General features: G+C 57.9%; 5 protein-coding genes. 4 read left to right on the top strand and 1 reads right to left on the bottom strand.

What is annotated here, in order from left to right; genetic code table 11:
- The coding region (locus ACIOZM_RS27320) for an aconitase family protein (protein WP_401219690.1) at positions 1-385 on the top strand (385 nt) is incomplete at its 5' end.
- A gap of 163 nt (positions 386-548) precedes the next feature.
- Here ACIOZM_RS27320 and ACIOZM_RS27315 read toward each other — a convergent pair.
- On the bottom strand, positions 549-2195 hold the full coding sequence (locus tag ACIOZM_RS27315; protein ID WP_401219687.1) for a SulP family inorganic anion transporter: 1647 nt from the start codon (positions 2193-2195) through the stop codon (positions 549-551).
- A gap of 201 nt (positions 2196-2396) precedes the next feature.
- On the opposite strand from ACIOZM_RS27315, the gene ACIOZM_RS27310 reads away from it, so the two are divergent.
- From ACIOZM_RS27310 to ACIOZM_RS27300, 3 genes are read left to right on the top strand one after another with little or no spacing between them, the layout of a single operon-like run.
- Positions 2397-3269: a DUF4123 domain-containing protein gene (locus tag ACIOZM_RS27310; protein WP_401219684.1), complete on the top strand. Its 873-nt coding sequence runs from the start codon at positions 2397-2399 to the stop codon at positions 3267-3269.
- A complete protein-coding gene (locus ACIOZM_RS27305; protein ID WP_401219681.1) occupies positions 3266-6829 on the top strand; it encodes a toxin VasX in 3564 nt (1187 codons plus the stop codon). The genes ACIOZM_RS27310 and ACIOZM_RS27305 overlap by 4 nt, the downstream gene beginning before the upstream one ends.
- Positions 6819-7949 carry a hypothetical protein gene (locus ACIOZM_RS27300; protein ID WP_401219679.1) on the top strand — a complete coding sequence of 377 codons (1131 nt, stop codon included), beginning with the start codon at positions 6819-6821 and terminating at the stop codon, positions 7947-7949. Before ACIOZM_RS27305 ends, ACIOZM_RS27300 begins: the two co-directional genes overlap by 11 nt.
- Positions 7950-7979 lie beyond the last annotated feature (30 nt).

Genomic DNA, 7979 nt, shown 5'->3' with positions numbered 1-7979 from the left:
GCCGACCAAGATGGACGCTCACCAACTGACCGAAGAAGGCTACTACGGCATCTACGGCAAGGCCGGCGCACGCATGGAAATGCCAGGCTGCTCGCTGTGCATGGGTAACCAGGCACGTGTAGAGCCGAACGCGACCGTGGTGTCGACTTCGACCCGTAACTTCCCGAACCGTCTGGGCGACGGCGCGAACGTCTACCTGGCTTCGGCTGAGCTGGCGTCCGTTGCTTCGATCCTGGGTCGCCTGCCGACCGTCGAGGAGTACATGGAATACGCTGGCAAGATCGACAGCATGGCGGCCGATATCTACCGCTACCTGTCCTTCGACCAGATCGCCGAGTTCCGTGAAGCTGCTGCGAACGCCAACATCCCGGTCGTTCAAGCCTAACGTTACAACGCAATGAAAAACGCCGCCCATCGTGAGATGAGCGGCGTTTTTTTATGCCTCAAAATCCCTTGTAGGAGTGAGCCTGCTCGCGATAGCGGTGCGTCAGTCAACATTTGTATCAACTGGCGGACAGCTATCGCGAGCAGGCTCACTCCTACAAGGGTTATGTGTTGAGTTTGAGGGCTTGCTGTACGGCACCATCAACGCTCAATCCGCTGAGAATCACCCCATTCGCCGCCACTTCAGGCAACGCATCCAGCACCACCATCGCCTCATGCTTCAGCCGCGCCAGAATCAGCCGCTTGCCCTCCTGATGCACCCGCAGGAAAAACTCCTGCATCGCCTCGATACTGGTGCCGTCCAGATCCGGTGATTCCTCCAGACTCAAAATCACCGTATGCACCGGCACCGGCGAATGACGGATCAAGCGCAACGCCGCGCCGAGAATGCGTTCCACGTTGGCAAAAAACAGCGCCTCGCTAGGCCGAATAATCAACACGCCCGGTTCTGCCTGCGCAATCGGGTGGCGCTGCACATCGACAAAATCATGCCCGCCATCGATCCGCCCCAGCACCTGAATATCCGCCGCTGACATCTGTTTGAGCATCAGCAACACACTGATCGCCACCGACACCAGTAAACCATCCAGCACGCCAAGCACCAGCACCGCCGTAACTGCGCACAGCACCAACACCCGATCCCGGCGCCAGACGAAATAACGCCCCAGCGGTTGCAGACTCAATCCGCGCCCCAGCGCATGCATGACAATCGCCGCCAGCACCGGCTCTGGTGTCAACGCGATCCACGGCAACACCGTCAGCACGATAATCAACACCACCAGCGCCGCCACCCCACCCGCCCATCGCGAAGTGGCACCCGCCGCCTCGTTCGCCGAGGTCGCCGAATACCCCGCCCCGGCCGGCATGCCGTGGAACAACCCGGACAACAGATTCGAAGCACCCAGCGCCAGCAAGTCGCGGTTGGAGGTGACGCGGTCGCCGTGTTTCAGCGCAAAGGAACTGATCGAGCCGTAAGACTCCGCGTACAGAATCATCACCAGCGCAAAACCCACCTCCCCCAGCCGTAGCCAGTCGGCGAACGGCAGGACCGGCAGCCTGGGTATTTCCAGACTCAGATCGATCACGCCGATCAGCTTCACGCCATACGCCGGCAGGTTCAGCCATTGCCCGGCAGCGATACCGATCACCACAACCAATAAACCACCGGGCAAGCGTGGAAAACGCGAAAACAGCCCCAACAACACCAGCGCCGCAGCCGCAACGCCAGCCGCCGCCCAGTTCCATTGCGGCAGTTGCTCCAGCAGTTGCGGGGCGAAGCGCACCAGATTGGCATCGGTCAGATGCACGCCGACCACACTGGCGACCTGCTTGAGAATAATCGTCAGCGCCAAGCCGAAGGCAAACCCGCGCAGCACCGGTTTGGCGATGAACGAAGTGACGCTGCCAAACCGGAAGATCCCCGCCAGCAAAAACAACCCGCCACTGACCAGCACCAGGCCAATCGCCAGGGTCGAACGCAGTTGCGGATCACCATTGGCCAGCGTCGCCGTGGCCGCCGCCAACACCGCTGCCGAAGATGAAGTCGCCGAAACAATCGCAAAGCGGCTGGTGCCGAACAGCCCATAGCACAGTAAGCCGGCAAACAAGGCGATGACCCCGGCCTGCGGCGCCAGCGCGGCAATGGTCGAATATGCAACCGCTTCGGGCAGCAGCAGCCCGGCAATCGACAGGCCGGCAAGCACATCCTGCCAGCGATTAGTGGGTGCGACACGTTGAGGGGCGCTCGACAATCCGCTGTCTCCAGGTGAAAAAAACCGCTGCGCGTGTGATACGCGTAGCGGCCTACTGTAGCTGAAAAGCCTAGGATCGCTGCCTGCCAATACAACCCTGCATCCCGGATACGTCCTACATAAGAAAACGATTCGGCCGACTGCGCGATAACGCAGACCCAAGCAAAGTCTTGTGCCTGAAAAGGACACAGGAAAATGTGCATGTTGAGTGCTGGCCAACCCGATCTGCCTGACGATTTACCGTGGAAACAGCAGCAGGCCTTTTTGTTGTTTGACGGCGCGACGATCACCGATCTGCCTGTGCAGGTGAAACGGCTCAGTCCCGCCGCCAGCACTTTTGCCCTGTTCGACCAATCACCGTTCGTGGAATTGCGCGATATATCGCCGTTGCTGGTGGCGATCGAACAGCCAGATGAACCCTTGATGGAGTTTTTTCTGCAACGCGCCCACGAGGAAAGTGGTGTGTTGTTGTTTAGTCCGGCGCCCGCGCATGCCGTGGCTGAGCATTTGCGAAAACTGGTGGCGGTCAAGCTACCGACAGATCAATCGGCGCTGTTACGTCTGGCGGACGCTGCCGTGATGCGGGCGATGCTTGCCAGTGCCGATCAGTCTTTGTTCGGCCCGCTGAGCTGTGTGGTCAGCGCTGACTGCGTCAATGTGCTTTGGCACTGCCAGCGGCCACGGCAAGCTGAATGCCCGACACTTGTTGCGCCTTATCGGCTCAGCGTTGAACAAAATACCGCGCTGGACCTGGTCGACCGGCGTCGAACGCTGCTTGATCTCGATGCGCATTTGCTGAAGCACTTCTGCGCATTCCATGTTGGGGAAACGCCAGGCCTGCGCTGGCCAATGCTCGAGCAGATTGCAACCCGATCCGACGCGCTTGGCCTGAGTAACAAATCCGAGTTGTTCAACTACGCGAATTTGATGGCCTGGCTCGACGGTCACGAAATCGCCCAGCACCCGCAAATCCACCATTTGCTCCACGCGCCCTCCCTGCAACCTGCCGGCGAGCGCGTGGCACTGGCTGCCGAGTTGGCGCTGCGCTGGGCCAGTCAAAGGGCACGACCATGACTCACCCGGCGATCCTTGATGCGGCGGCGGCTTCAAAAAAACCGTTCGGCTCCATCGACTTCTGTCCATTGCGCCAGACTCTTGTACAGCTACTGCCACTGTCTTACGGACTGGTTGAAAAACACCTCGACCCGAGCGCCGAACTGACGCTGCCATACACCTTGAGCGCCCGACCGATGGGCATTCGCCGCTTGCGCGACGGCTGGCTGTACCTCATCGACGGCCTCAGTGGCGAGTTATATGAATACCGGATGCTCGACGGCGTTGTCAGCGCGCTGCTGCACAAAGGCAAAACGGTGGGTGAAGATCTGCGCACGCCCATCGAAGAGCGACCGGCACTGATCTTTTCCCGCAAGAGCACCTTGTACGTGACCTTCGCTGAAGTGCAGTGGACGGCGGGTAAATGTCATCAGGTGCTCGACAATGCCGAGGAGCGCGAGCACTTCATGCAAGCGGTGAATCTCGGCCCGGTGAATTGCGAGACTGGCGGCGAGCATTTGCTGACCGTTGAGCAAACCGGGCAATGGCTGGCGGAGCTGGCGACCTTTGCCGAACCGCTTGCCCCGTCGGGATCAGGCGAAACCTCACTGCCGACGGTACACGTCAGCGATGCCCCCGAGCACGAGCGCAAACCGTATCTCTGGGAAAAGCCCCAGCGTTTTCGCGAGGCGCACATCGGCGAATTTCTGGGTCGGGTTCGCGCGCCTTATCAGGACGACACGCTGTTTTTGCTGGTCGACGACCACCTCGGCGTGATGCGCGATCTGGCCGAGTATCAGGACACCGTGGTCGGTTGGGTCGAGGATTGGAGCAACACCGATAACAACGCACGCGATTATTTATTGGCCGCTTATATCGAGTCCCTGAGCCAACTGAGTGCCGCAGACTTCGACAGTCTGGCCAAGGCCAGCGATCAGCCACAGGGCAAGGCCCTGTTTGCCGATCTGGAGCAACTGCCCGAACCGGAGCGGGAAAACACCCGCAAGGCTTTGCTCGATTACCTGAACAAGGGCGGCAACATCCAGCCAAGCAACGCGCCTGCACCGCCAGCACTACAGAAATTGCGCGCACAGGGTTTCGACGACGAGATGCAGCGCAATCGCTTGGCCCCCACGGAAGAAATCGATCGACGCTATTACACGCGAGAGCATTTCGACGCGGTCGCGCCAGCCGATTTCGTTGATAGACATCTGGAGACGCTGATCAGCCTCGGCAAGGATCAGGATAGCCACAGGCAGAACGTGCTTGAAGGTTCCGCAATCAGTGGTAAACGCGGAATAAATGACCTGATCGACCGTCCGGCGATGGACGAGGTTCTGAACCGTCATCGTGACGATCTCGGACGCTGGAACCGATTGCTCGACCGAATCACTGCTGACCGCACGCAATTGCTGTGCGACGGCCGCTTCCACCGCTCGGCGTGGTACTACGACGCGCAAGCGCCGGAGCAAGTCGGCCCAGCCCTCGCAGCCGAATACGCTTGCCTCAAGGACATCTGTCGCAGCGATGTGGCGAGCGAGCAAATACTTGGCTATCTGGAAGAACATCCGGAGCTGACCCGACCGCTGTTCTACACCTTGCCGCTGCGGGTCCAGCCCGAACAGGCCGGGCAATACTCGACGCTGTTCAACGCTGGCATGGCGACGTTCAACAACCTGCCGCAGTGGCTGGCCAAGCTGCAAAAGGTCGAGCAACCGCACCTCCCGGCCCTCGACGACTTGCCCGAACACACCCGCGCCATCGCCGACGCGGTGCAGCAAAGTTACAGTCCGGCGCTGAACCTGGGGCTGAGCCGTGCACTGGAAGGTTTCGACCTGTCGGGCGAAAAGATTCCTGAACTGGATGAGTTGTTCCAGCGCCTGCCCAAAGCGTTGCGCCTTCGTGTCTTCGACGCGGCGAAAACCAGCGGCGTGAGCTTCACCGTCGCCAGCCCTGCCGAACAGAGCGCATTGCAAACCGCGATCAAGGAAGTGCTGCGCGAACGCGAATACCTCAAGACCCTCAACCGGGAGCGCAACCAACTCACCCACAACAAAAATCGCCCGGGACATAAAACACCTCGGGCAGTGGAGTTGCAGGAGGAAATCGTGCGGGTTCGGGCACAACTGACGCAGATTGAAGGGCGATTGGCTGCAGCGCTGAGCCCGATTGAAGAACTGCCGGATCGCTCGGCACGGCTTTATGGTGCAACGCCTGCACGGGCTGGGGTGACGGTGGTATTTCCGCCGGCGCAACAGGGGGAATTGAGGAGTTTGTTGGGGAATATCCGGTTGGGGATTGGCGGGGTTTCGACAGGGAGTTTGGTGAAGACTGAGGGGATGGGGTTGGTGGTGGTTTTGGTGCAGGTGGTGAATTTGGTTGGGGCTTACCGGGAGCTGATGAGTCAGACCAAAGACAGAAAGAAACGGGCGGACTTTTTTGCTGCTTTGGCCGCGACGGGAGCTGCCGGGCTCACTGCAGCGCAGAGTCTTTCGGATACGGCTTTGAAGGCTCGTAGCAAAGCACTTGTAGCAGGGTTTCAATCCCATGCGTTGCAGCACGTACATGTGCAGATGGGCAAATTGCATATTGGGCTGGGTATCTTCACGTATGGTTTGGGCTTTAGGGTTTCTTTGGCCAGTTTTAACAATCAAAAGCAAAATTGGCAGGAAGCGGTTCGCAGTGGAAATGATTCAGCGCAGATGGCGGCCGCTCTCGCGACATTGGGCGCGGGCGGCATGGTAACTGTGAATGCCTATGGACTGAGTCGTACCGCTCACGCAACTTTCACAGTGTTGACTGCTCCTGACAGCGCAGCACGAACCGCCGCATGGGCTGCCGCAGGCACTCGCTTATCAACAGTATTCTTCCGCTTCAACCTCGCGGGTGCTTTGTTTACAGTTTTGGAGTTGAGCGGTACGTGGCTGTTCAACCGTTACAACATCAGCGCGCACGATAAGTGGCTGAGAATCACGCCCTGGAGCCAGGATGCGGAGATGCGCGGCGACCACTCACTGGATGACTATCAACGTTATCTGGCTTTTCTGATACACGCGCCTTACGCCCAGCTTGGCCAAAACTCATACGACTCCTGGCTGAAAAACCTGCTGTTAAAAGCCCAGCCCAGCGATATCCATTTGGTGCTGCCAAGACTGGCATTGAATGATTTTCTGCCTCCTCTCGGAGGTAAGGCAACTCACCGTTTAGGCATCGGTGCGCACCGTATTTCCATTCCTTTACACAGCCAAGGAACACCACGAGAACGCAAGGACATCATTAGTGACGAGGTCGTCAGTAGTTTGCGCATCGTCAAGTCATCTGCAGAAGGATTGGTGCTCTGCCTTCAATACCCGATTGATCCGGGCTCTGAATTCACTCCTGCGAAAGAAACGCTTGAACTGGCCGTCTGCATTCAAAACTTGAACGCAAAAGGCGAATGGGCATCGCGAACCCAAGTGATACATCTGGACCCTCGGGGTGAGGGGCATTTTTCGGTAGTTTCTCCTCAGTTGGTGAAAGAGAAGCCTCCAGTTCTGCTCGTCGAAACCCAGTTTCTGGAGCAAGCCGATCATGCCGAATAAACTTGATAAGCAAATAGGTAATCCTCAACTTCAACAGTCACGAACAGCAGGTGATATCGAACCGTTCCCAAGCGGAAAAATCACTTATCTCGCGCCACTGCCACTACCAACCTCAATGCCACCCTATGGCCCGCATATTGGCGAACTGAATGACGTGCACATGGACTTTGGATTGGGATACCCACAAGTCTTTATGTGGCAAATGACCTTAGGAGGGCCATTTAGCGTTGCATGCATGATCGCCTTTCTATTTCCCCTGATCGTTGGTTTTCTGGTCTTTTTGTTCGGAATGGGTTGGGAAGATATTAGTCACGCCATACAAGGTGTTTTTCACGAGGCGCATGGTGAGGCTTTTGTCGCTTTTTTTTGCGGTCTACTCATCGGCCTAGGCGTCTGGCACCACAACCACAAAAAACGCGCCCATCTCATACCCACCCGCTTCAACCGCCAACGTCGCGAAGTCTGCTTCATGCCCAAAGGCGCTATCGAACCAGTCTTCGTCCCTTGGGAATCCCTTTGCGCGTGGACCATAGAAGCCCAAGGCGTCACCCAGTACGGCGTCCACCGCCAATACGGCATGGGTATCGGCTTTTACCAGGGCGAAACCCTCACCAGCCTCGAATTCCCCTGCGCCGGATTGTCACTCGCGATCAGTCATTGGGAGGCGATTCGCGGTTACATGGAATACGAAGTCAACGACCTCAAATCGATTCAGGACCTGCAAGATCTACAAGGCCCCGACGACCCTCCCCACCAAGGCCTGCACACATTCCGCAATGCCCGTACACGTATGCACCAACAAATCCGCGATGGCTCACGCACACGTTTGTCGGGCTTCTTTTGGTACCTGTATCACGTCATGACCTTGTGGACGATTCCCAACCACCTCGTCGAATGGGAAGTGCGCCGCCTCGAAAAAATCGGCAAACAAACCCTGCCCGAAGCCATGCGTGAATGGTCAGAGCCGCTGTCGGAAGATCAATGGGTCAAACCGAGTGCAGAGCTGCTGCGAATGAGCGAGGAGGTACGGCAGATGCAAAAACGCCAGCCACAACGGCCGATTACCGAGATATTTGCTGATGTTCAACGCTCGGGGCATAGCGGAAAGTGTCGCGTATGACGGGATATTTTTCGGTAGTAGCTCCTCAGT

Source organism: Pseudomonas sp. NPDC087346, assembly GCF_044744235.1.
Classification (GTDB): domain Bacteria; phylum Pseudomonadota; class Gammaproteobacteria; order Pseudomonadales; family Pseudomonadaceae; genus Aquipseudomonas.
The sequence above is the reverse complement of the archived record's forward strand: the minus strand, read 5'-3'. Positions and strand labels throughout refer to the sequence as shown.